Here is a 24583-nt window from a genome sequence, read left to right as displayed (position 1 = left end):
ATTTGAAATCATGTATAAAAATATAACATCTCTTTTCTTTGTCTTTCTTGCAACCGCTATCGGCATTAGTGCTTGCAAACAGGCAGAATATTCATTTGGGGCATTGGTTGCTCCTTCCAACTTAACATTAGCAACATCGGTAGTTGGCGTAGATGCCAACAATCCAAACGGAAATGGTACAGGTAGTGTCATAGTTACGACAACCGCCAACAATGCTCTTACTTATAAAATAGATTTTGGCGACGGCAAAACAGAAGTTGTTCCTACGGGTTCAATTACTTATAAATATGCCAATCCCGGTACTTCTGAATATACCATTACTGTAAGTGCCATCGGTACGGGCGGTGAAGTTTCAACCATTAGTAAAAAAGTAAAAGTGTATGTAGCTTTTGAAATTCCTACGGATCTTATTACGCTATTGACTAATAATGCTTCAAAAGTTTGGGTGAACGACAAAGACGCTTTAGGGCATGTTGGCGTAGGCCCAGCAGACGCTTTTTCGCCTATTTGGTACGCTGCTGACCCTAATACTCGTCCAGCTTGTTTGTATGATGACGAAATTACTTTTGCTAAAGCAGGAAATGGCGTTACACTGACGGTGGATAATAAAGGTCAGTCTTCTTTCATTGCTGCGGCGATGGCTTATTACGGTTTGAGCGGAGCGGATGGCTGTTATGACATCAGCACGGCAGGGACAAAAAATCTTACTTTTATGAATGCCACTTCGGCTTCGACGGCACAAAATTCTACTCGTATTCAATTTTCAGTGCCGGGCAATGGTATCGTAAACTTTGCGACTGGCGGAAATACTTATGAGATTTTGTCGATTTCTGCTAATAGTATGACTTTGAGAAGTATCGGTGCAGACGGAAACGCTTGGTTTATGAAATTGAAACCAAAACAAGCCGAAGGCCCAACGACAGAGAAAAAATTGTTTTGGTCGGAAGAATTTGACAAAGATGGAACGCCAAACGCAGCCGTTTGGGGCTTCGACCTTGGTAATGGAGATAATGGTTGGGGTAATGCCGAAAAACAATATTATACCAATCGTCCTGAAAATGTAATTGTCAAAGACGGTGTATTGAAAATTACGGCACAAAAAGAAACCTACAACGGTTTTAATTATACTTCGAGCAGAATGTTGTCGATGAATAAATTCTCATTCACTTATGGCAGAGTAGATATTCGTGCCAAATTGCCTACGGGCGGAGGTACTTGGCCAGCTTTGTGGATGTTGGGAAGTAATATACAAACTGTGGGCTGGCCTGCTTGTGGCGAAATTGACATTATGGAACACAAAGGCAATGAGCCAAACAAAATTTATGGCACAATGCACCACCCGAACCATTCAGGCGGAAATGCTGATGGCGGTTCAACCATTATTAGCAATGCTTCTTCAGAATTCCATGTTTACTCAGTAGATTGGTCGGCAACGGCAATCAAAATGTATGTTGATGACAAACTTTATTACACATTCACCAACACCAGTAGTTTACCATTTAATAAAGATTTCTTTTTAATCTTGAACGTGGCCATGGGCGGTACTTTTGGCGGAGCAATAGACCCCAACTTTGTATCGTCGAGTATGGAAGTAGATTATATCAGGATTTATAAATAGTATTTTGGGTAGTTTTTGTAAACAGACAGGTTTTGATAAACCTGTCTGTTTTTTTATGGGCTTTTGACTGTAATCTGTTTTTAAGAAATAAATGATTACTTTTAGGAAATTGGACATAGCATGATTTGAATCAATATATTGCGAGAATGCTTCAATGAGTACTTAAATAGAAGTAAAACAAGAAAATAGATTTACCACAAACTTTAAATCAACTATGGAAACAACTACCAAACAGTCTAATTTTTTTAAAATCTTTCTTGTTGCTATTACTTGTATTTTGTCGGGTGGATTGATTGGAGCGATTACCAATATGATAAATGGTATTGTAAGTCCTTACTATTTTAAGGCAATTATGCACTGGAAATTTCCTGACATTTGGACAGCAAGTATTGCTCAAGGAATGTTTGAAGGGCTAATTTACGGGGTGATTTTTTCCTTGATTTTTACAACAGGTTTTGGGCTTATCACTAAAGGAGAGGCTTCATACAGATTTGCTTTAAGGCAAATCTTAAAAATTATATGCGTCATTTTCGTTTGTTGGTTAATAGGTGGATTTATGGGTATTTTTCTTGCCTTACTAAGTCCCGATTTTTTTATGGCTCACATTCCACTTGCTCCATCAGACAAGACTGAAATGCTGAGATTTGCTTGGGTCGGTGGCTCAATTAATGGCGGTATGATTGGCGGACTGTTAAGTGCTGTACTTGGTATTGTTGTTACAAAAAATAGTTGGAATAGTAGTGTAAGTTAAGTGTGTGATGATTATCAAATATCTAAAAACAATTTAAACTCAAATGAAGCAAGTCATACTTACATTTTTTCTGACTTTGAATATTCTTACTGCTATTGGTCAAGATATGACTAAAGAAGAACTCAAGGTTGTAAACGATTTTATTGATTGTATTAAAAATCATAAAACAGAAAAGTTAATTTCTAAAATCTCATTTCCGATAGTTAGAGAAACGCCAATTCCTCCTATCAAAAACAGACAGGAGTTTATAAGTAGGTATAAGGAGGTTTTTGATGATAATCTAACGAAAATTATTCTCAACTCTAATCCTTCAAAGGATTGGTCACCCGTGGGTTGGCGTGGTATAATGTTATTAAATGGCGATTTATGGTTAAGCTATGAAGGGAAACTGATTGCCATTAATTATCAATCAAAAGCAGAAGCTAAAATTAAGGAAGAGTTAATTAATCAAGACAAAAAACAACTTCATGAATCCATCAAAGATTTCAAAAGTCCTATTTATATTCTCCAAACATCAAAATTTCTGATAAGAATAGACGAAGTAAAAGATGGTATATATCGCTATGCTTCATGGAAATTAGGGAGCAAAATGAGTGATAAACCAGACCTTTTAATTCTAAAAGGTGAATTTATACCTGATGGAAGTGGTGGTAATCATAGTTATCAATTCAAGAATGGAAAATATACTTATGAATGTTATATAGAAGTCATGGGTAAAGAATATTCTACCGTAGCAGGGTTTTCAATTTTTAAGGAAGACAAACTAATTCTAACCCAAAAAGCAAAAATAATGAACAAGTAAAATAATAAAAATCCTTTTAACTATTTTAAAATGAGTTGATTATGATTAGAATGCAATGATATTACGTAATAAAATAATTATTGCTAAAAAATATCAAGTAAACTGCATTTACTAATTCATTAGTAGTTGATTTTCAGGTAAATATTTCCTCAACCAATTCCATTTTTTTGTACTTTTACTCATAGACCCAACTATGATAATACAAAAAATGCTATGGTACTCTATCAATTTGCTCCAAGTCCGAGTTTATGCGATTTTGTTCGTGTATATAGAATCGTTCATTTTGTATTTAAAGATATTACCAACATTCCTTACAAACCTTATCCGCCTAAGCCAGAGCATTGCTTGAGTTTTTATCCACGAGATACCGAAACGGTAGAATATGCTAATACTGGTACTAAAATCAACAACTTAAAAACGGTCTTGATTGGTCAGCAAAGTGAAGTAACCAATAGATTTGTGGGAAAAGACTTTTTAGTTTTTCAAGTAGTTTTCAGTCCGGGCGGATTGTATCGTTTAACAGGAATTCCTGCTCAAGAACTTAATAATTGTTATGTCGATGCCGAAACCATTTTTGGCAATTCACTAAAAGAAGTAAACGATAGACTAAGTGATGCCGCTGGATTCAACCAGATGATTCAAATAGTTGAGTCTTTTTTATGGAAACAAGTAAACAAAGGAATCAGAGATTTTCATCGTTTAGACCAAGTAAGTAATCTGATATTAAAGTCAGAAAAAACGTTAAATATAGAATGGCTCGCCAAAGAATCCTGCTTGAGTTTACGCCAGTATGAACGAAAATTTATAGAGCGAATGGGCATTTCACCCCGTTATTTTAGTAAAATTGCTCGCTTTGAAAACGCTTTTAGAATCAAAAATAAAGAGCCTCACTTAGACTGGCTTTCTATTGCCTTGCGTTGTGGCTACTATGATTACCAACACTTAGTAAAAGACTACAAAGCGTTTACCAATCAAACGCCCACGGGTTTTCACTTACTTGATAGTGCATCGCCTGAAAGAAAGTTTGGAGAATCAGACACTTATTAAAATGTCGTTTTTTTACCACTAAAAAATGGGCTGTTCGGCTGAGATTTGTATTGTAACATTAAACAATACAAACATGAAAAGAAAGCAATTTTTATTAACAACCGCTACGGCAATTCCTGCTCTCTTGGTAAATAATACCGTAAATGCACAGAAATCAGAGCGACCTAAAAAAGGTTTTGTGGTAAAAGCAAGCGAAAGTAGATTTGGCGAAAAAACATTGGTAGGAGGCAAAAGCCCAAATAATATCAAGGTTTCGCAGAAAGATACTGATAGTGATTTGACGGTTTTTGAATATATAGGCAATGAAAAAGGAGGCCCACCATTGCACGTTCACCCCAATCAAGACGAAATATTTTTTATCGTTGAAGGTACTTATCTTTTTCAAGTTGGCGAAGATAAACATACTTTAACCACTGGCGATACTATCTTTTTACCAAGAACCATTCCCCATACTTTTGCTCAGTTATCAGAAAAAGGGAAAATGTTTTTTCTTTTTCAGCCATCGGGTAAAATGGAAGATTTTTTCAGAGTACTCGGAAGTTTGACCGCCCCACCAACGCCCGAACAAGGAGCAAAAATATTTGCTGACCACGATATGAAAGTAGTAGGCCCGCCTTTGTCGTTTTAGTTGTTTTTAGCTGATACTCATAAACTCCCATTCAAGTAATTGCTTGAATGGGAGTTTTATTTCCAAACAATACAGCCTGCACAGAGTTAAAATCATAAAATATTAATCAAAACAATATGGTTCTTCGACTCATTCTGGGCGACCAACTCAATGAAAAACATACTTGGTTTCAAGAGGAAAAACATGATGTACTGTACGTCATGATGGAAATGCGACAAGAAACCGACTACGTTCGGCATCATATACAAAAGGTGTTGGGCTTTTTTACGGCTATGCGTCTTTTTGCCGAAAATCTTCAACAGCAAGGTTTTAAGCTAAAGTACTTATCCCTCAACGACGAGCAGAATAGCCAATCGCTTACCCAAAATTTAGCTTGGCTAATTGCCCAGCACGGCATTAGTCGTTTTGAATACCAACAGCCCGACGAGTATCGTCTTGACAAGCAATTACAGGAGTTTGCTGATAGCTTAGGTATTCCGACCAAAGTATATGACAGCGAACATTTTTTGAGTAGTAGAAATGAATTAGCCGATTTTTTCGAAGGTAAAAAGACTTTTCTGATGGAAAGTTTTTATCGCATGATGCGTAAAAAATACGGTATTTTGATGGATGGCAAAGAACCGCTTACGGGACAATGGAATTATGATGCAGATAATCGTAAAAAACTTCCTAAAAATCACCGTCCTGTTGAGCCACTTTTGTTCGATAGAGATGTGTCGGATATTGAAGTACTTTTACAAAAGCAAGGTATTCAAACCATTGGTTCGGTGGATGCCAAACATTTTTTTTGGCCAGTTACCCGAAGTGAATCTTTGCAATTACTTCATTTTTTTGTAGAACATTGCTTGCCCAATTTTGGCACTTACGAAGATGCGATGGCGATGCAATACTGGTCGGTATATCATGCCCGTTTGTCTTTTTCGATGAATCTTAAATTACTTTCGCCTTTAGAAATTGTAGAAACGGCAGTAGCTCATTGGCAAGCAAACCAAGACAGCATCAGCATTGCCCAAATTGAAGGTTTTGTACGACAAATTATTGGTTGGCGAGAATATATGCGAGGCATTTATTGGCATCAAATGCCAGCTTTTCAACAGTTGAATTTCTTTGAACATCAAAACTCACTACCTTCTTTTTTCTGGACAGGCAAAACAAAAATGAATTGTCTCAAACATTGTATTGGGCAATCATTGAATATGGCTTATGCCCATCACATTCAGCGATTGATGGTAATAGGAAATTTTTGTTTACTGGCAGGCATCAATCCCGATGAAGTGGACGAATGGTATTTGGGCATTTATATTGATGCGATTGAGTGGGTAGAAATCACCAATACTCGTGGCATGAGCCAATATGCCGATGGTGGAATTGTAGGCTCAAAACCTTATACTGCTTCGGCAAATTATATTGATAAAATGAGTGATTATTGTAGCTCTTGTTTTTATGACAACAAACAAAAAACAGGAGCAAAGGCTTGTCCTTTCAATTCACTTTATTGGCATTTTTACGAACGCAACCGAAGTAAACTTCAACGAAATCCACGCATTGGCATGGCTTACGTAACGCTTGATAAAATGCCAGCACAACAAAAAAAGGAACTTTTACAACAAGCTGAAATGTATTTGAGTCGATTGGAGGATTTATAAAAAATTAGAAGAAAAACTATGGCAATACGGAGGCAAAACGAACGTTGATAAATGAGTAAATTTTAAACATAATAGCTCTATGAAATACACACTCTTTGCCCTTGCCATGTTTGTCTCCTTTGTGTCGAATGCACAAGTTATTTTCGACAGTAAACCTGTTTCAAACAAAAATTGGTCGGAATTTCTTCAATTCACACAAAACGACCCCACATTTGTACAGCAGCACAAAATTTCATTACTTCCCGATAATTGGAAAGCTGTAAAAACCTCTGATGCTGAGAAAGCAGTTTATGGGGTTAGTTTTCAGCAAGCACAGGCTTATTGTGAATGGCGTAGTGTTGTGAGTACTTATTTACAAAATCACTCAAAACCCAATAGCTACAAAGCCATGAAAGCGGCGAATGCTTTAGCAAAACAATCCATTGAGTACCGTCTTCCTACTGAAAAAGAATTTGAAAAGTTATCAGCCAGTAAACCTTTTCAAGGAGGAGGTTTTATTTGTGCCAAAGTGATAAAGAAAATAGCCTAATTAATACATATTTCAGATATAAAAATCCATCAAAAAACGGTCAGAAATTTAAGTTTTTGACCGCTTTTTTATTAATAAGTATTTTGCAAAAACATAATAATTGTTTAGCTTAAACACAATTTCATAAATAAGAACTACCATGAAAATAACTACGAAACACTTTTTAGCCTTAGCACTTATTGTTAGTATTATTGCCTGTGGAAAGCCTAATGTCAAAGACTATACCATCTCTAACACAATAGTTGATGACAATTATACACCAATTTATACAGCTAAACAGCTTACAGACAGACTAAAATCATCTGATGAAGATTCTTTATCTGATGGATTTGACCAGTTTTTTAGTGATTGGAACAAAGAAATTGAGCCAAACTCTTTAGATTTTATTTTCCAAAATGATACAATCAATAATGTATTCAATGTTTATAAAGCCCTTTATAAACCACTTGATTTACTGAAGTTAGGAGATTGGGAATGGGGAAATGAGCTTAATTCAAAATGTAAATTTGTAGCAGTTCAAAACAAAATATACTACGCTGTACTTATCACTGAAAGTTTAGAGGATACAGATATGAATTTCGCAAAGCGGGATTCAATAATTAATTTTCGCCCTCCTATTGATTTGGACAAGAGTAAAGTTCTGTACTTAACAGACGAGTACGATAAAGCTTTGAACGATTTTTTAGGGTCAGAATCTACTGAACTTGGTGAGAGAAATCTTATGAATCCCTCAATGCCTAAAGGTAATAGTGAAAAGAGGTATGAAAAAATACGCTCTTTCATCCCGGTACTTCATGGACATTGGGGTGGGTATTGGCATCTTGATACGCACCCAAGTGTAGGAAATATAGTATTTAACAATACCATGACTAAAGCAAAAGTTGAATTTAGAGTTGGCTATCAAGGAGGGGAGGCAACACTTGAGAAAAAGGGGAAAGAATGGCTTATTAAAGAAAGTAGAGCTACTTGGATTGAGTAGATTTCTGCTCTTTGCCCTTGTTGGCGTTTTTCATATATTAGAGAGAAACTAACGAGGGCTAAAAGTTCCGTTAGGAACAAAATCTTGGTAGCAGAAGAATATTGTTTGTTTATTCCCAGCCCCATCGGGGCGACATATTTCGCCCCGATGGGGCTGGAGAGGGGGATACAAGATTATGCTACCGATATACCGTTCCTAACGGAACTAACCGTCCTCGTTAAAGTTATCTCCAACGTGGGTAAAATATTGGTAGCAAATTGAAATAAATAATTTTGTCAAAAAATACCTCTGGCTTTTCCGCCCTCGTTGGAGTTATCTCCAACGAGACGTGCGTCAGCAACTCGCCAATTAACTATCCTCAAGATAATGAGTTAAGAATCCAAAATCATCAATATTCATTTCATAGAAACGATAAGATGAGAACCAATACTTATCAGGACTACTTGCCAGTAGCCACTTTCCTTTTAATGGATTAGCATGAATATAGGATAGCTTTTGTTCAATGACTTTTCTTGAGTATAAGTCTATACTCAATGGATTCCTTTCCCAAAACTGGTATTGTCGGTCTATTAGATTTACTTCAAAATGGGATAAAACAGCAGGATGATTCTTTATTAAATCAAATTTGATTTGTTGAGCTGTGTATTTCAAAAAATCTCGTTGTACATCTTTTAATAAATAGTTTTCATTGATTTTCCAGACTATGTGAATATGATTTGGCATAACCACAAAGCCATATACTTTTACTCGCTTATTTTCAACCAAGAATTTCAAACTATCAATAATAATTTGCTTATACTTATCAGGTTTGAGTAAAGGCTTCCACCATAAAATTGTGGCTGTAAAAAACTGTATATAGTGATGATTCATAGGATTAAGTTTGTAGTATTAAAATTTGATTTGTTGCTGATACTTGTCTCGTTGGATAAAATTTTAACGAGGGGAAGGTTGGTTTGTTGCTGACGCTCGTCTCGTTGGAGATAACTCCAACGAGGGCAAAAAATAGTTAAAATATTTCATAAAATTAGCTGAAGGAATGAGGGTTGAAGTCATAGTTTTTGGGAATTTACAAAATTGATTTAATCTTTATCAAAAAAAATATACTTTCAACGCAAGTTTTTTCGCAACGATAACATCTAAAGAACGAATGATTCAATTGCCCTAAATGAAAGAAACAGAACTGTTTGAAAGGTTAAAAAATGCCGATGAGTTGGCCTTTCGTTATTTAGTAGAAAAGTATCAAGACAAAGTATTCAATACTTGTCTGGGTTTTCTGCGGAATACCGAAGAAGCCGAAGATATTACTCAGGAGGTTTTTATAGAAATATATCAATCCATTGCCTCATTTAGGGCTGAGGCAAAAGTGGGTACTTATTTGTATAGAATCGCTGTGAATAAATCTTTGGATTTCCTCAGAAAGCAAAAGCGACAAAAGCGTTTTGGTTTTTTACTTTCTATTTTTGGCATGGAAGAACAAATTCATTCGCCTGCGGCAACGGTTTTTGAACATCCCGGCGTTTTATTAGAAAATAAAGAACGTGCTTCTTTGCTTTTTGAAAAAATGGAAGAATTGCCTGAACGACAAAGAGTAGCTTTTACTTTACACAAAGTGGATGGTCTGAGTTATCAGGAAATTGCCGAAGTAATGGAACTGAGTGTTTCATCGGTTGAATCATTGATTTTTAGAGCAAAACAAAATTTACAAAAGAAATTAAGAAGTTATTATGAAAAATATTGAAGACGAAATCCGAAAAACAATGGATAGCTTAGACGGACTCAGAGAAGTACCAGCTAATCCATTTTTATTTGCTAAAATCAAAAATAGAATAGCCCAACAAAATGAAAATTCGATAACTACCGAAGTTTGGCAATGGACTTGGGCAAAGGTGGCTACCTGTATGCTAATTGTTGGTTTAAATATTTTCACTATTTCAAAAATGTTTTTTAAAGATGATTCAACAAGTACTTTGAGTATGGAAGAATTTGGCGTATCTGTGGGTATTATGCCTACACAAAATGTATATTAAGCATGAAAAAATATGGATGGATTATCGGTATTCTGGCAGTGATGAATATCGTTTTATTAGGAATTGTCTGGTTTGGTAAACCACCGCATTCGGGCGGACAAGAACTAACAAAGTTCGTAGAACAAAACTTAAAGTTTACAGCAGAGCAAAGTAAACAATATGACGTTTTGATAGGTGAACATCGGAAGCGTATTCAGGAAATTAACGAGCAAACTAAAGAGGCTAAACAAGCTTTTTTTCAGTTAATTGCCGTACCTGCCGACACAGCAAAGGAAAAAGCTTTGACTGAACAATTGGCTAAATTGGCGATAGAAAAAGAAATGGTAACACTCAATCATTTTAGAAAAGTACGCAATAGCATTTGTACAGCCGAACAAAAAGTATTGTTAGATAAATTGATTGACCAAGTATTAGAAAGAATGTCACCACAAAATCATCCTCCAAGACCACTACAAGGCATAGGCGGAGACCCACAAGCACCACCACCGCCACCACGGTTTTAAAATGATTTTGTATTATCCTTTTTTAAGCTTTAGTAAGCATATACAGATGTGATAATTTCTAATTTTTTGAAATGAAAGCAAAATAATTAGAAATTATCACATTTTTTTATATGTTTGTATTAGCTAAGTATTTAGTAAGCAACTGATTATCAACACCAATAATACAAGGCTACCTATTTTAGAAAAGCTTATTATAATCTATTTTAAATTCATAAATCTACAGTAACATGAGTAATTCAAACAAAATTTCTGCCGTTTTGCCTGAAGCAGATAAAACCGCAGCCCTCGCTTTACTTGATGAAGTAAAAAGCAAAATGCCTTTTTTGATTAGCCTGTCTGACGCTGAAAGACCCAAACGAAAAATGGGGCCTAAGAGTATCGATTACGTAAACTGTTGTTTGGAATCGGCAAAACAGTATCCAACTAAGCTTACACTCGAATTTGATACCCCTGAATTTGTAAAAGATGTTGATTTAATTAATCAACTATGGACAATCAGAATTAAACTTGCTGATTTATTAAATAGAGTAGATGATACTATGGAAGCTGCCAGTGGAGACGCCATGAAAGCGGCAGATGATGTATATAGATTGTTGAAAGCCGCTGAAAAAATGGATGGTTCGGTAACGGAAGTATTAAAGAGAATAGCACAATTTTATGCTGGACAATCAAAACCAAGAGGGAAAAAGCCTAAACCTTGATTGAATTAGAGACTTAACAAAGACCGAGCTATCAAACAAAGCAATTGTTTGATAGCTCATTTTATATAGTTCAAGACCATTCTAAATAGACCTAAAGAGCAAAATAATTGTTTTATAGTTTATCCAAAATGGTCTTATAGAATAGTAAAAAAGCATTAAAGTTTACCCAAAGCGGTCTTATAAAATGGTAAAAAAGCATTATAGTTTACTCAAAGTGGTCTTATAGAATGGTAAGAAGGCATTATAGTTTACTCAAAGCGGTCTTATAGAATAGTAAGAAGGCATTAAAGTTTACCTAAAGCGGTCTTATAGAATAGTAAGAAAATATTATAGTTTATTCAAAGTGGTCTTATAGAGAATTTGAAAAGTATTAGAGTTCGTTAATTGGTTTTAAGGTATTGCAAAAGATTATTTCTACACAAAATCTAAACAATTATAAGAAAATTAAATAAAGTCAGCTTAATTAAAAAGCTTGACAAAGACCCCAAAATACAAATATTAGAGGGCAATATCAATTAGTTAAAGAGGGTGTTTTCTGGCAACTATTAAAGCTATTAAGACCAGTAATAGACAAACCTTTGATTATTAAGTTTTTAAGACAAAGTCTTTTAGAATATACCATAATTTAAAGACGATAAAAATGTATATGCACATCATAAATAAGGTTTTGACTAAATAAATAGTCATTTATGTAAATTTGATTTTTATAAATAAATATTTAGTTTTAATGCAATAAAATTAAATATTATAAACACTAAACGGGTTCTGATACATGCTATATAACCGTCATAAGGTATTTACAGACATCGGATTATGGCGGTTATACACTCGTTACGCCTCATTATAAAATGACACGACAACTAACAATCATATTGACCTTTTTACTTGTTACTTGCGGACAAAATTCGCAATCTGCTGATAGTAATTTGACTGAAAGCAATACAACATATAGTGACAGTTTGCAGACTTTTTCCATTACAAAAGCAACGGCAGACGACTTTAATAAAGCAAAAAGGTCATTCGTAGATAAAACGCTATACGACACGACAACTTTTAGAAAAGTAAACAGAGAAATCAAATTACCAGTTGACGAAAAGTGGAAGCCATTTGTAACATTTAGAGACACTTTGTTAAACACAGATGACTCTGAAGTTAGGGAATATAATTACGTTGGACAATTTGAAAAAATAGGGTTTTATATTGTTGGTGGCAGTTTTTGGGAACACTCTGAATATTATCTTATAGACAAAAGAACAGGAAGACAAACGGTAACTTGGAGTTCGCCAACAATTTCACCGACAGACAAGTTTATAGCCAATTTATCTATGACTTATGGACTTGAAGGAGTTCCAAATGGCATTCAAGTTTGGCGTATTGACAGAAACCCAAATAATCAAGTAGAACCGATTTCTTTATCAAAGCATATTGAACTTGACCAGCAAATTTGGGTACCAGAGGACTTTGTTTGGGAAACGGACAATTCTATAATCTTAAAAGTTGCTGCTGTTGACAAGTATATGAATAAAAGGGGGCAACCCAATCCAAGTGACTTCTATTATTTAAGACTGAAAATTCAATGACGATAGAAAAAATAACGAGGCATAACATGGGTTTTGCGTCATGCGGGCAGATGTGCAAACTTGAAGCTTTGTGCTTCTGATGAACTTTAATAATAAATTGGGCATTTGTGTTATTGCCGTTGTCAGTGTCTCCACTGACAATTTAGCTTTAGGAACAAATCAACTGCTCTTAGGTTCTCCTAAGACCCAAAAACAATAAAGAGCATAACGCTCAAATACGTTTTGAGGTGTATAATACCATTGGCTAATCTAAAATATACTTGTATTTAGTATTAAGCATAAAAGACCATTAGCAAATAATAAATTACGATTAACATAATGAAGAATATCTTTTGGGCAGGATTTAGTGATGATGAAAGACATATTGCCATTAATAAAATTCAGAATACAGTTTCGAAATACGGAGACATTGTTGACTTCCATCTTTTTTCAGATATTTCTTTAAGTATGGCAATTGAAATTGAAGAATTAAAAATTGACAAATTGTATAAAGAATTGAGTAAAGTAATAGGTCTTGAGCAAGCTGAGTATATGAATTCAACTTCTACAAAGGAAAGAAAGCTCTATTTGAATATTACCTTTGCAAAAGGAACAGGAAATCTTAAAATTGAAGTACCCACTATACCGGGCTGAGAGAAAAAAAATGGAAAAGTAGCCAATCACACGTCAGTCTGTAATTTAATCAGACTTATTAAAATCTCAAAACATACTGCTTAGTGAAACACTACGACAAGTAGGGGTGATTGGTTTATCCTCCGCTTATACTTTTTTATAATTGGCTATTATTTTAATAAATTTGAATATTCATGTTGATAAACCTTATTTGCCCAAAAACTGACATGTTTTTGGGCATTTTAACATTATTATATATTATAGTTTATGGCAGATTTGATATTTAGAATAGCCAATCAATCGGACTTAGCAGTAATTGTTGCTATTTATAATTCTACGGTTGCTTCAAGGATGGTCACAGCCGATACCGAAGTAGTTTCGGTGGAAAGCAGACAAAAATGGTTTGATGAACACAATGCTACCAATCGCCCGCTTTGGGTAATAGAAGATACCGCAAAAAATATCATTGGCTGGGTAAGTTTTCAATCATTCTATGGTCGTCCTGCCTATGATGCTACCGTAGAAATAAGTATTTACTTAGACCCAACGCAAAGAGGAAAAGGATTGGGAAAGCAAATTCTTCAATACTCTTTGGACGAAGCACCCAATTTTGGAGTAAAGACTATCCTTGGTTTTATTTTTTCACATAATGAACCGAGCTTGAAACTCTTCAAATATTTCGGGTTTGAAGAGTGGGCAAATTTACCTAACATAGCTTTACTTGATGGACAAGAATGTGGACTAAAAATTTTAGGTAAGCGAATAGCTTAAGTATGAGTGCTGAATTGCGAGTGTCGAGTTGTGAATTAAAATACTGAATTTTAGATTGTTATAGTATTTATTTTAAAGTCCAATTTAATTTTGCACGATTACTTAATTAAAAGGTAAAAGTATTTTTCTGGATAAAGAGAGAGTATTGTAATTAAGAATTAAGTAGCTTGCAATAGAGAAAATTGAAAGTTAAAACATCGTCAATGTTTCAATTAAACAACCAAAATCATTTATTTTCAATGTTACACAGAGTATTATTCATTGTATTTTCAGTTGGCTCACTTTTGCTGACGCTTGTAGAACATAGTTTCGGACAACAAAATGGTGATATAAAAATTGAGTCGATTCCGCATTTATTGAAATGGGAAAATAAGCCCAAAGAATTTTTTATGGATAAATCTGGACTGACGATTGTTGCGGGTGAAAAAACGGATATGTTCAGAGACCCCAACGTTACCTATAATACAGATAATGCCCCTAAATTACTTTTTAGTGCCGACCCAGATTTTGTCCTTATTGCTTCTATTGAACATAGTTTTGCTAATAAATGGGATGGAGGAGCAATTGTTTTGAAACAAGACAGTCGTAACTGGGTGAAATTTTGCTTTGAACGAGATTATACAGGAGCAAGAAGAGTCGTGAGCGTAGTTACCAAAAATATTTCTGATGACTGTAATTCTGTTGAAATCAACAGTAATAAAGTATTTTACAAAGTAGCAAAAGCTGGCAACGTAATCACACTCTACTACTCATTGAATGGTAAAAAATGGTTTTTAGTTAGACATTTTCAATTTGATACTACCAAAAATCTACAAGTAGGCTTTTTGGCTCAGTCGCCCACCGGTAAAATGTGTAAGGTGAAATTTGAGCATATCAGTTATGCCAAAAAGAAAATAAAAGACCCTTATCTTGGAGAATAGCGTATTGATTTTTTTTGAAAGATTAAGATTGTTACTTATTATTTGTAAATTCTCGGCTCTTGGTAAGTTCGCTAAAATGTGAAATCGCCCATTATATTGACTTAAAATATAATGGGCGATTTACTTTATGGTATCACTACAAAATCAAAATCTCAGCCCTTTTTAAGGGGTTTTTGTTTGATATAACTTTATTGTTTTAGTGAAATTTTCTTTCTGAATCATCAAGAAATATTCTCCGCTTGCTTGTTCAGAAAGATTGAATACTTCTGAATGTTTGCCTATTACTTTGATACTTTTCTTGACAATTACTTTCCCAAATAAATCATAGATAGTGAGTTCGGTTGCTTTATTGTCAGTTGAAGTAAATTCAACGGTAAAGTTTCCATCATTAGGATTAGGGAATACCTTCACAGCCCAATTATCTACAATACTCTTAGGTTCATTACTTGTAACCAGATTGACCACGATGGCATCTGAAACCGTTGTGCATTCAAGATTATTAACATTACTCACCGAAACCGTGTAAACACCCGCTTGTGTGGCTTTATACACATTACTATTTGCCCCTTCAATGGCTTTATTGTCTTTATTCCATTGATAATTTCTGAGGATAGTATCTTTGGCAACGGTAAAAATCACTTCTGCATTAGGTAATAAGTCGGTTGAGCCACTTTTGGAAATGGTTACTTTGGGTAGTTTGATTTCCGAGATTAAATGAATCCCCGAAGTATCTACACATCCTTTGGCATCTTTAGTAATAACAGAATAAGCTCCTCCTTTCAAAACGGTAATGCTATTTGTTTTATCAGCTATGGCTGTGCCATCTTTTTCCCATTCGTAAGTATAAGGAGCTTGCCCACCTTTAACAGCGGTACTTAGTATTTTAGAACTACCTTCACACAAGCTTTTATCGCCTGAGATGTTGATTATTGGTAATGAATTTTCAGTAATACTGTAAGGCGTTAACGTAGCAGTACAACCTTTATCATTCTTTAATACTACTGAATATAGTCCAGCTTTATTGACCAATAAGGTTTTAGAATTACTGCCAATTGCCTTTATTCCCTCAAACCATTGAAAACTGGTAGCATCGGTATTATTGACAGAAATTGAAGTAGATTGTCCAGTACAAAAATTATTTATTCCTGAAATATTACTTGTGTACAAATTAGAAATCGTTATTTCTATGGAGTCTTTAGAAATAGCTTGAAGAGAATTGACACTTATTTTTAACCAATATTTTCCACTTGGTAAATTATTACTTGGTGCAAAAGAAATAGATGTCCCTTTCTTGGTAGTTACAAAGCTATACTTAGCCTGTGACGAAGATAATGTGGCATTTAATTGAACATTAGCATCAAGTGAGCCTACAATTTTAGGTGATATTTTGATGGTATCGCCCAAACAAATTTCGTTTGTCTCTACTTTATTAGTGAATAAATTTGGTCGAACCGACATTGTTAATGTTGTCTCTTCACCAGTACAACCATTATCATAACAGCGTGCGATATAGGTAGTATTGCTTTTAGGCGAAACTTCTAATTTATTATTTCCTGAAATCAATTTATTAGTAATTTGTTCTTCAGTATTTTTCCAATTCCAAACTACATTGCTGCAACCTTTAGCCTCAAGACTAAGCGTTTTGCCATAGTCTATGATAGTACCACTGTTGCTTAAAAGCTCAGGTTTGGTAACCAAAGCACATGGGTCAACAAGCATTACACCACCGGGGTTAATAAACCAGATTCTACCTAAATCATCTATTTGCATATCATTTGAAGAATGAGATGGATATAAAGTTACCAGTTCCCAAATATTGTTCTTTAATCTAATTAATTTACCTGCACCTTCGAAGCTTGAGTTTACATAGGGGATATTATTTTTATCAAAACTTATATTCTCTATATATCCAAAAGGAAAATCATTTTGGGTATATTTTATCCATTGTTTTCCATCATACTTCACTAATTCACTTTCAGTATAAATCCAGAAGTTGCCTTTTTTGTCTAATTTTATTCCACCAAAAGGAGATGATGGAATTTCTTGATTTGTGGTATTATCAAACTGTACAACTTCTTTTGTTTTGATATTGTAGCGTTTTATAATTAGCCTATTATTTTCGCCATCAAAGGCTTTAAACCATATAAAAGACTTATCTGCTATCATGTATGTGTAACCAGTAGCTTTACCGTTAATTTCAAAGGTATAGAAAACTTTTGCAGTGTTATTTTCAACTTTAGCTACACGAAGTCCATCACCTACAAACTGGTTGATTGGATCAAATAAAGAAGGACCGAAAAAATCCTGACCAGCTTCAAATTCCTGAGATGATAATAGTTTCATTGTCCCTTTTTCAAAATTGTTTAGGGTGTAGATATCAGCAGGAAACCCACCTATATAATTAATATTCTTTGCAATTCTATTGATTGCCCAAAAATTGCCCAACGAATCCAATCCCGTACCCATAAATACGTTTCCGATTTTTCCATTTGTATTTTCACGATTATAAACCTTAGTAGAAAAATCATTAATATTTACTTTTACTATGCCTTTTTCACTTGTTCTATAAAGATCATTCCCCGAAAAATGTAATGTAGAATAATCTTTACCAAAGTTTGGGATATTTTCTTCATTAATAAATTTCCATAGAGTTTTAGCTTGTTCAGGATCAGTTCTGATATTCGTTATCGTTGTACTCATCAATCCAGCTGGAATGTCATTTAATTTGTCATATTCAGGATTAATCGTTTCAAATTTTAAGTAGTATATTTTATTAGGGGATAATTTGTCAATATTTATTGTTTCAAAAGCAAAGTATTCATCCGATGGATTTTTGATTTTTTCTAAAACAGGATTGCTGTAATCCTCATTTTCAGAAACAGTAAGTTTAAATTGATAGTTATTGTCTAAGGTGTAAAAATTTAAAGGAAATGATGTAGGCAATGTATAGCCCCTATAGAAAAACGCCAATTGAGTTGGATAGTCAGTCAAAAATACTCTCCTTCCTTCCGACCAAGTACTTTTTGTATTATTATTGACTGCCCTTACTTTCCAAAAAATAGATTTTCTTTCAGTATCAAAAATATTATGGTCAATTAAAAAATAATTATCTGATGTTGAAAATACTCTGGTAGTTATTGTAAAATAGTCGCGTCCCCAACTCATATTATCATGACTTGTTACACTAATTTCATAGCTTGTTGCACCTTCTACGGGTTCAAAATCAACACGGAAATTGGGGTCAGTATTTGCAAAAGAAGCATTATTTTTTGGGCTTTTAATCAAAGGAGAAGCCAGCGTACTATTTTGAATTGAGAAAGCCACGGTATTTGACCATCCAGATGTTCCGAGTCTATTTACAGCTTTAACTCTGATATAATAAGTTGTTCCTTTTTGTCTTTTTTGAAGAGCAATGCTATTAATATCAGATGTACCAGAAGTAATGATGTTTGAAAAATTACTGGACTCAGAAATCTCATAAAGATAGCTTTCCGCTGAAATAATAGGAGCAAAAGTGAAATAATTATCAACAGTTTTAATGCTTTGAACAAGCTTAATAGACGATAAAGATTCAATCTTGGTTAAATTATTTTCAGCATAGTGCTGCATTAATGCTCTACAAAGTGGATGAAAAGTGGGTTTAAGTCCACAATAACTCATAATTGTACCTTTCACTAATTCCAATGCACCTGTATAACAATTACCCTCAGAAGGATAACAATAGTCAATGACTCCTCCGGGCCAATTACAATTTTGGGTATGTGGTGAACCGAAGTTATGCCCCAACTCATGTGCTAATGTATAGGTCTTACCCCAAGGAGAGACATTAATTTTTTCAGCAGCCACACCATCTGCACCATAAATTTGTTTGGTAGGAAGATATATAGCTTTATCAAAGCTTATATTTTTTAAAGAACCTTCATTAGTTTGTTGATTTAATATCTCAAGGAGACCAAAAATGTTTTCCATTCCTTTGTAAGGGTCGGTATTGGTATCTTTATGAATATTAATATAAGTAACAACCAATTGGGTATTAATCTCAGTTTCGTATATTTTAGAAACTCTCTCTACCATTCTGTATATCTCTTGTTTGATATAACTGGTATCTTTTTCAAAATGTAAGTACGTCTCCGAATCTATATCTACTGCAATTCGGCAAACATACAATCCATCGGCAGATTTTCGTGCTTGTTGTTGTTTAAGCCAAGTAGGTGCCATTTGCATTGCTTTGATAGTGCTTTCGGGTAAAACGCTTTCGTTTACACCGCAATTGACGGACTGTTTTTGTGCAAAACTGATTTGGGTTAGTCCAAGTAAAACTAAAAGGAGAAGTTTTTTCATAGGAGTGTTTTATGATTTTGGGGATGTATTTTTTTTGATACTAAATTAACCTTTGATAAGATGAATGACAATTTTATGAAGAAGACATTTATAATAATTTTAAAGCCTAATAGTTCCTACTACTAACCCAATTCCAAAGGTTAGTAGCAAGAACGTAGAGATTCTATTGGTAGATTATTTTAAGCTTATTTTACTTTTTCCTCAGCTTTAAAGTTTCCTTAAACGATTCTTTCTGAATCATCAAGAAATATTCTCCGCTTGCTTGTTCAGAAAGATTGAATACTTCTGAATGTTTGCCTATTACTTTGATGCTTTTCTTCACAATTACTTTCCCAAATAAATCATAGATAGTGAGTTCGGTCGCTTTATTGTCAGTTGAAGTAAATTCAACGGTAAAGTTGCCATCATTAGGGTTAGGGAATACCTTCACAGCCAAATTATCTACAATACTTTTAGGTTCATTACTTGTAACCAGATTAACCACGATGGCATCTGAAACCGTTGTACATTCAAGATTATTGATATTACTTACCGAAACCGTGTAAACACCCGCTTGTGTGGCTTTATATACATTACTATTTGCCCCTTCAATGGCTTTATTGTCTTTGTTCCATTGATAATTTCTGAGTACAGTATCTTTGGCAACGGTAAAAATTACTTCTGCATTAGGTAATAAGTCGGTTGAGCCTTCTTTACTTAATTTTATAACAGGATATTCGTATTGATTAATTTGTATGAAATTCATCATACTTTTACAACCTGTGGAGTCTATGATGGTAACATTATAAAGACCTCCCATCGCAATCGTTATAGTACTTTCTTTGGTGTTGGCTGGTAAATTATTTCCTCCCCATTCGTATTGATAGGGTGAAGTTCCTTCACTAACAATAGCTTTTAGGATGGCTTTTTGCCCTGTACAAATACTTTTAGGAGCTTCTATTTTTACCATTGGTGTTTTACTGATACTTACCACAAATGGTTTTGAAGTACCAGAACATTGATTTTTATCTATCGCCTTTGCTGTATAAATACCTGCATCACCAACACCCATAGAACTGAAATTACTACCTTTGATTGATTTTCCTCCAATTTCCCATTGATATTCAACGATTTCATTCTCAGCGATAGCTGTTGCTTTTAGGTCTATATACTGAGTTTCACAAATATTATTGGGTCCTGTGATTTCAACTTTGGGTAGGGTATTTAGGGTAATTTCAATGGAATCTTTAGATACAATTCCGAAGCTTGTATTTTTTAATTTTAACCAATAATTTCCAGAAGGCATGGTAGCAGTTGGTTTGAAAATAAAAGTCTTGTTCTGATTAGTCAAATTGAAAGGATAAATATTTTTCGAGACAGATGAAGTCAATGTGGCTGAGTATGTATCGCTGTCGCTACCACCTTGAATTAATGGATTAATGCTAAGGGAATCGTTCAAACATACTGCCGTTTTATTTATTTTATTCACATAAAGATTAGGAATTACACGTAGGTCATAAGATGCTTCGGGACTGGCACATCCGTCGTCATAGCAACTCGCATAATAAGTAGTACTACTTTTGGGCGAAACCTTTAGCTGAGTATTTCCAGTAATCAGTTTATTGAGTACTTGTTCTTCTGCATTTTTCCAGTTCCAAACAACATTGCTACATCCTTTTGCCTCTAAACTCGTCGTTTCTCCATATTGAATATTTTTTGTCCTACTGCTTATTAATGGTTTCGATATTTCCTTGCATGGGTCAAAACGGAGTAATATATCAGTATGATTTATCCATATTTTCCCTAAATTATCAATAATGAATTGATGAGAATAAAGAGTGGGTAGTTTTATTAACTCTTGTAAGGCATTGTTTTTTAATCTAAATAATTTATTTACTCCAGTAAAGTATTCTCTATTAATGGCATAGAGATTATTCTGTGAGTCAAAGTTAAAATTTGAAATATATCCAGACCAAGGATTTTCTAAAGAATAGGTTGTCCAATTATTTCCATCAAACTTGCTAATCCCTTCTCTATGCGATGCCCACAAATTTCCTTGATTATCTATTTTATAAAAAATAATTTTCTGAGTAAAGTCTTCGTCGGTAGGCAGCAGTTTTGTTGTTTGTGTTTTAAAATTATACACTTGTATTTCATATCTTTTAGTTTCATTATTGAGATAATAAAACCAAATGTTTGAACCATTTGCTATGAATACCCCAGAATTATTCTTGCCGTCAGCCATAGAAAAAGCTTCTACTTTTCCATTTACAATTCTTCCTATTTTACTATTATCGCTTATTAAATTATTGTTGGCATTAAAATTACCAATATACCTAATAGTATTATTAAGGACAAATTCGTTTGAAGAAAGCAATTTCATGGATTTTGGATCAAATGTCCTATCGGCATAAGCTATTTGCCTACCTTCACCATACTTGGCTAATCTGAATATAGCATGAACATTTCCAGAAGAATCTACATCCATTTTTTCTATAAAATCACCCATTATTCCATTTGTTTTTTGGTGTGTAAATAGTTCAGCTTTGATACTATCAGTGTTGATTTTGATAAATCCAGCATCAGAATAGCCAAAAATATAAGTGCTTGATGGCTGAATGGTGGAAAAGGAAAAACTTCCTAAATTCGGAAGATTGCTGTAAACTTTTAATTGCTTTAAAGCTGGGTCACTGCCTGTTCTGAATGTTCTTATTGTACTTTTAGCAACACCTTCGGGTAATTCATTCAAATTATCAACATTCGGATAAAGCGTTTCTATTTTAACGTAATATTGAGTATCAAGAGAAAGGCTTTCTAAGAATACTGTTTTTTTAACAGCATCATTTATGTTTTTTTCAAAGATTTTTTCAAAAACAGGATTACTTAAATCTTGATTTTTTGACACAGTCACCTTCGTATCGTAACTCAAACCAATAGTCGAGTAAGTGAAAGGAAAGTTGAGAGGCATATTATTAATGTTTGCAAAAGGAAAGACTACATTATATTCACTATCTAAAATATTAACCCTTCTGGCTTCTGACCATCTACTTGTTGTACTATCGTTTACAGCTCTTACTTTCCACGAAAAAATCCAACTTTGTAAATTGTCTTTATTGGCATTTATCGAAAAAATACTTTGGGTTGCAGGAAAAACTTTAGTTTTATTTACATACCAATCAGCTTCAGGATAAGTTGAAAGACTTATTTCATAATTTTTTGCTTCTGCTACTGGCTCAACAGAAAGGGAAATATCTTTATCTCGTGAAATGCTCAAAAAATTATTTTTAGGAGTAAGCAGTACAGGAGTATTTAATATATTATTGGGAATGTTGAAGGTAACAATATTAGACCAAGGCGAATCTCCCAGTCTATTTTTTGCTTTTACTCTGATATAATAAATATTGTTCTTCTTGAAATTATTATAATATATTTCAGGAAGAGAAGTAGTATCTGAAACAAGAATTTTGGTAAAATCTGCCGACTGTGAAATTTCATATTGATAACTTTCAGCAAAAACTACCGGATTGAACACCATGTACGCTTTGTTATCTTCTGTGCTTGAGAGTACTGGTGGCGTATTACTAATATCAGCCATTTTAGGCAATTTGTTCTTAGCGTGTTCATTCATTAAAGCCTGACAAAGTGGATGAAAAGTAAATCCTTGAAAACAATAACTCATAATTGAGCCTTTGCTACGAGCCATTGCAAAAGGTTTATTACAACCAGCCTCATCTGCTGCACAATAATCAAGCATACCACCCGGCCAATTACAATTATGCGTATGCGGTGAACCGAAAGTATGTCCAATTTCATGGGCTATTGTATAGGCTGTACTTAAAGGAGCAATACAATGACCTGTGAAAGAAGCTACTCCTCCAGCTCCACCACCTACAGACTTGGTAAATAAATAAACAACTTTATCAAAGCTTGTCTCTTTGTATGGACTATTGATTTTAATTTTTTTTAAGGTGGATAGTAGATTGTAAATATTACTTTCACCCCTATATGGGTCTGTTTTTGGGTCTTTTCTAATATTAATTAAAGTAACAACCAATTGTGTTTGAATCTCTGCTTCATAAACTTTAGAGATTTTTTCAATCATTTTTATTACTTCATGTTTAACAAAGTTGCTATCTCTGCCAAAGGTTTCATAAGTATCCGAATCTATTTCAACCGCAATTCTACAAACATAAAATTCCTCAGCAGATTTTCTGGCTTGTTTTTGTTGTAGCCAAAAAGGAGTCATTTGCATGGCTTTGATAATGCTGTCTGGTAACACACTATCATTTACACCACAACTAAAAGTTGGGTTTTGAGTTTGTGCCAATAGGTTCTGGCAAATCAAAAAGAAGGCTACTAAGAATGTAGAAATTCTCATAAGGAAATTGATTCAGAGTTTAAGTCTTAAATGGCTACAATATTACAAGCTTGAGATGTATTTACAAAATATTGAGCTTTAATGATAAAGACAAAAGCAAGGTTTTTTGTCAATGGCTGTTTGTCTCAGTTTAAGCTCATTTCATTATCAATAAAAGGAAGGATTTATTGATATTACTTTAACTTGGATAATTTAATCTGCCCTCAAATGAGGTTTCTAAGGTGTTCTTGTAGTATTACAATGTTTCATTGTAACACAACAATGAAGTATTGTAAACAAACAAAAAAGTATTGTAAGTTTACATGATTTTATTGCATCCTTGCAAAGGAATTTTGTAAGGATGCAAAATATTTTTGTAAGCTTAATCTGAAAAAATTGAGTCAACAAAATGGCTCTGTAAGCTTACAAAGAAGTTTTTTAAGCTTACAAAATATTTTTGCAATCTTGAAGAGAAGCTCTGTAAGTCAGCAAAATTGTGATGTGAACTAACAAGGAAGTATTGAAGGTTTACGATAAGGGTTTGGATGAGAAAAAAGAGTCAAGTCATAATTACTTGAATTGACTCTTTCAATTATTTGTTTTCATATAAATGTAACCTATTGTTTATTAGAAAGATAGTGTTATTTGTAATAGAGAAGGCTTAACAAAAATAATGACACTATCCCATATTTTGTGTAAGTTGTTTTTTGAATTTCAATTGTTTTTGATTCTTTGGTCAAAAATAAGGTAAAATTGGTTGATAATAATTCCCCAGTTCTGGATTGGTTTTGT

Annotated in this window: 19 protein-coding genes; 16 read left to right on the top strand and 3 right to left on the bottom strand. The window is 33.9% G+C overall.

Going from position 1 to position 24583, the window contains the following annotated elements:
* The first annotated feature begins 10 nt into the window (after positions 1–10).
* The 8 genes from VB248_RS19245 (at position 11) to VB248_RS19210 (ending at position 8000) form a co-directional block, all read left to right on the top strand.
* Positions 11–1618 (top strand): family 16 glycosylhydrolase, encoded by a 1608-nt coding sequence (locus tag VB248_RS19245; protein ID WP_323298455.1) that lies wholly within the window; start codon positions 11–13, stop codon positions 1616–1618.
* 214 nt (positions 1619–1832) lie between these two features.
* On the top strand, positions 1833–2369 hold the full coding sequence (locus VB248_RS19240) for a hypothetical protein (RefSeq protein ID WP_323298454.1): 537 nt from the start codon (positions 1833–1835) through the stop codon (positions 2367–2369).
* A gap of 43 nt (positions 2370–2412) precedes the next feature.
* Entirely contained in the window at positions 2413–3171 is a 759-nt protein-coding gene (locus VB248_RS19235) for a hypothetical protein (protein WP_323298453.1), read from the top strand.
* 213 nt (positions 3172–3384) lie between these two features.
* Positions 3385–4218 carry a helix-turn-helix domain-containing protein gene (locus tag VB248_RS19230; RefSeq protein WP_323298452.1) on the top strand — a complete coding sequence of 278 codons (834 nt, stop codon included), beginning with the start codon at positions 3385–3387 and terminating at the stop codon, positions 4216–4218.
* A gap of 73 nt (positions 4219–4291) precedes the next feature.
* On the top strand, positions 4292–4846 hold the full coding sequence (locus tag VB248_RS19225) for a cupin domain-containing protein (protein ID WP_323298451.1): 555 nt from the start codon (positions 4292–4294) through the stop codon (positions 4844–4846).
* A 116-nt stretch (positions 4847–4962) separates the two neighbouring features.
* Positions 4963–6492, top strand: a complete 1530-nt coding sequence (locus VB248_RS19220) for a cryptochrome/photolyase family protein (RefSeq protein WP_323298450.1) — start codon at positions 4963–4965, stop codon at positions 6490–6492.
* 79 nt (positions 6493–6571) lie between these two features.
* Positions 6572–7021 (top strand): SUMF1/EgtB/PvdO family nonheme iron enzyme, encoded by a 450-nt coding sequence (locus tag VB248_RS19215; RefSeq protein ID WP_323298449.1) that lies wholly within the window; start codon positions 6572–6574, stop codon positions 7019–7021.
* Positions 7022–7160: 139 nt separating this feature from the next.
* Positions 7161–8000, top strand: coding sequence for a hypothetical protein (locus tag VB248_RS19210; RefSeq protein WP_323298448.1), 840 nt, complete (start codon positions 7161–7163; stop codon positions 7998–8000).
* Positions 8001–8348: 348 nt separating this feature from the next.
* Here the strand turns inward: VB248_RS19210 and VB248_RS19205 are convergent, their stop codons facing one another.
* Positions 8349–8870: a transposase gene (locus VB248_RS19205; protein WP_323298447.1), complete on the bottom strand. Its 522-nt coding sequence runs from the start codon at positions 8868–8870 to the stop codon at positions 8349–8351.
* Positions 8871–9165: 295 nt separating this feature from the next.
* Between VB248_RS19205 and VB248_RS19200 the strand changes: the two genes are divergently transcribed.
* The 8 genes from VB248_RS19200 to VB248_RS19165 all read left to right on the top strand — a co-directional run bounded on the left by VB248_RS19200 (position 9166) and on the right by VB248_RS19165 (position 15114).
* The gene (locus VB248_RS19200; protein ID WP_323298446.1) at positions 9166–9738 is read left to right on the top strand and encodes an RNA polymerase sigma factor; all 573 of its coding nucleotides are present in this window, start codon (positions 9166–9168) and stop codon (positions 9736–9738) included.
* Complete coding sequence (locus VB248_RS19195; protein WP_323298445.1) at positions 9725–10027, top strand: hypothetical protein; 303 nt, start codon at positions 9725–9727, stop codon at positions 10025–10027. The genes VB248_RS19200 and VB248_RS19195 overlap by 14 nt, the downstream gene beginning before the upstream one ends.
* A 2-nt stretch (positions 10028–10029) precedes the next feature.
* Positions 10030–10530, top strand: a complete 501-nt coding sequence (locus tag VB248_RS19190) for a Spy/CpxP family protein refolding chaperone (RefSeq protein ID WP_323298444.1) — start codon at positions 10030–10032, stop codon at positions 10528–10530.
* Positions 10531–10757: 227 nt separating this feature from the next.
* Entirely contained in the window at positions 10758–11231 is a 474-nt protein-coding gene (locus VB248_RS19185) for a hypothetical protein (protein ID WP_323298443.1), read from the top strand.
* Between the two features lie 848 nt (positions 11232–12079).
* On the top strand, positions 12080–12811 hold the full coding sequence (locus tag VB248_RS19180) for a hypothetical protein (RefSeq protein WP_323298442.1): 732 nt from the start codon (positions 12080–12082) through the stop codon (positions 12809–12811).
* Positions 12812–13129: 318 nt separating this feature from the next.
* Complete coding sequence (locus VB248_RS19175; protein WP_323298441.1) at positions 13130–13444, top strand: hypothetical protein; 315 nt, start codon at positions 13130–13132, stop codon at positions 13442–13444.
* A 246-nt stretch (positions 13445–13690) separates the two neighbouring features.
* The gene (locus VB248_RS19170) at positions 13691–14194 is read left to right on the top strand and encodes a GNAT family N-acetyltransferase (protein ID WP_323298440.1); all 504 of its coding nucleotides are present in this window, start codon (positions 13691–13693) and stop codon (positions 14192–14194) included.
* Between the two features lie 239 nt (positions 14195–14433).
* Positions 14434–15114, top strand: coding sequence for a DUF1349 domain-containing protein (locus VB248_RS19165; RefSeq protein ID WP_323298439.1), 681 nt, complete (start codon positions 14434–14436; stop codon positions 15112–15114).
* A 162-nt stretch (positions 15115–15276) separates the two neighbouring features.
* Here VB248_RS19165 and VB248_RS19160 read toward each other — a convergent pair whose 3' ends face one another.
* Positions 15277–19455, bottom strand: coding sequence for a M12 family metallo-peptidase (locus VB248_RS19160; protein WP_323298438.1), 4179 nt, complete (start codon positions 19453–19455; stop codon positions 15277–15279).
* A 190-nt stretch (positions 19456–19645) separates the two neighbouring features.
* Entirely contained in the window at positions 19646–23812 is a 4167-nt protein-coding gene (locus VB248_RS19155; RefSeq protein ID WP_323298437.1) for a M12 family metallo-peptidase, read from the bottom strand.
* Positions 23813–24583 lie beyond the last annotated feature (771 nt).

It is taken from the genome of Arcicella rigui, assembly GCF_034929435.1.
Classification (GTDB): Bacteria; Bacteroidota; Bacteroidia; order Cytophagales; family Spirosomataceae; genus Arcicella; species Arcicella rigui.
The sequence above is the reverse complement of the archived record's forward strand: the minus strand, read 5'-3'. Positions and strand labels throughout refer to the sequence as shown.

Coding starts and splice junctions, on each gene's coding strand:
- VB248_RS19170 (WP_323298440.1), top strand. CDS start 13,691: ATGGCAGATTTGATATTTAGAATAGCCAATCAATCGGACTTAGCAGTA.
- VB248_RS19210 (WP_323298448.1), top strand. CDS start 7,161: ATGAAAATAACTACGAAACACTTTTTAGCCTTAGCACTTATTGTTAGT.
- VB248_RS19180 (WP_323298442.1), top strand. CDS start 12,080: ATGACACGACAACTAACAATCATATTGACCTTTTTACTTGTTACTTGC.
- VB248_RS19245 (WP_323298455.1), top strand. CDS start 11: ATGTATAAAAATATAACATCTCTTTTCTTTGTCTTTCTTGCAACCGCT.
- VB248_RS19205 (WP_323298447.1), bottom strand. CDS start 8,870: ATGAATCATCACTATATACAGTTTTTTACAGCCACAATTTTATGGTGG.
- VB248_RS19155 (WP_323298437.1), bottom strand. CDS start 23,812: ATGAGAATTTCTACATTCTTAGTAGCCTTCTTTTTGATTTGCCAGAAC.
- VB248_RS19175 (WP_323298441.1), top strand. CDS start 13,130: ATGAAGAATATCTTTTGGGCAGGATTTAGTGATGATGAAAGACATATT.
- VB248_RS19165 (WP_323298439.1), top strand. CDS start 14,434: ATGTTACACAGAGTATTATTCATTGTATTTTCAGTTGGCTCACTTTTG.
- VB248_RS19225 (WP_323298451.1), top strand. CDS start 4,292: ATGAAAAGAAAGCAATTTTTATTAACAACCGCTACGGCAATTCCTGCT.
- VB248_RS19235 (WP_323298453.1), top strand. CDS start 2,413: ATGAAGCAAGTCATACTTACATTTTTTCTGACTTTGAATATTCTTACT.
- VB248_RS19230 (WP_323298452.1), top strand. CDS start 3,385: ATGGTACTCTATCAATTTGCTCCAAGTCCGAGTTTATGCGATTTTGTT.
- VB248_RS19190 (WP_323298444.1), top strand. CDS start 10,030: ATGAAAAAATATGGATGGATTATCGGTATTCTGGCAGTGATGAATATC.
- VB248_RS19185 (WP_323298443.1), top strand. CDS start 10,758: ATGAGTAATTCAAACAAAATTTCTGCCGTTTTGCCTGAAGCAGATAAA.
- VB248_RS19240 (WP_323298454.1), top strand. CDS start 1,833: ATGGAAACAACTACCAAACAGTCTAATTTTTTTAAAATCTTTCTTGTT.
- VB248_RS19195 (WP_323298445.1), top strand. CDS start 9,725: ATGAAAAATATTGAAGACGAAATCCGAAAAACAATGGATAGCTTAGAC.
- VB248_RS19200 (WP_323298446.1), top strand. CDS start 9,166: ATGAAAGAAACAGAACTGTTTGAAAGGTTAAAAAATGCCGATGAGTTG.
- VB248_RS19215 (WP_323298449.1), top strand. CDS start 6,572: ATGAAATACACACTCTTTGCCCTTGCCATGTTTGTCTCCTTTGTGTCG.
- VB248_RS19220 (WP_323298450.1), top strand. CDS start 4,963: ATGGTTCTTCGACTCATTCTGGGCGACCAACTCAATGAAAAACATACT.
- VB248_RS19160 (WP_323298438.1), bottom strand. CDS start 19,455: ATGAAAAAACTTCTCCTTTTAGTTTTACTTGGACTAACCCAAATCAGT.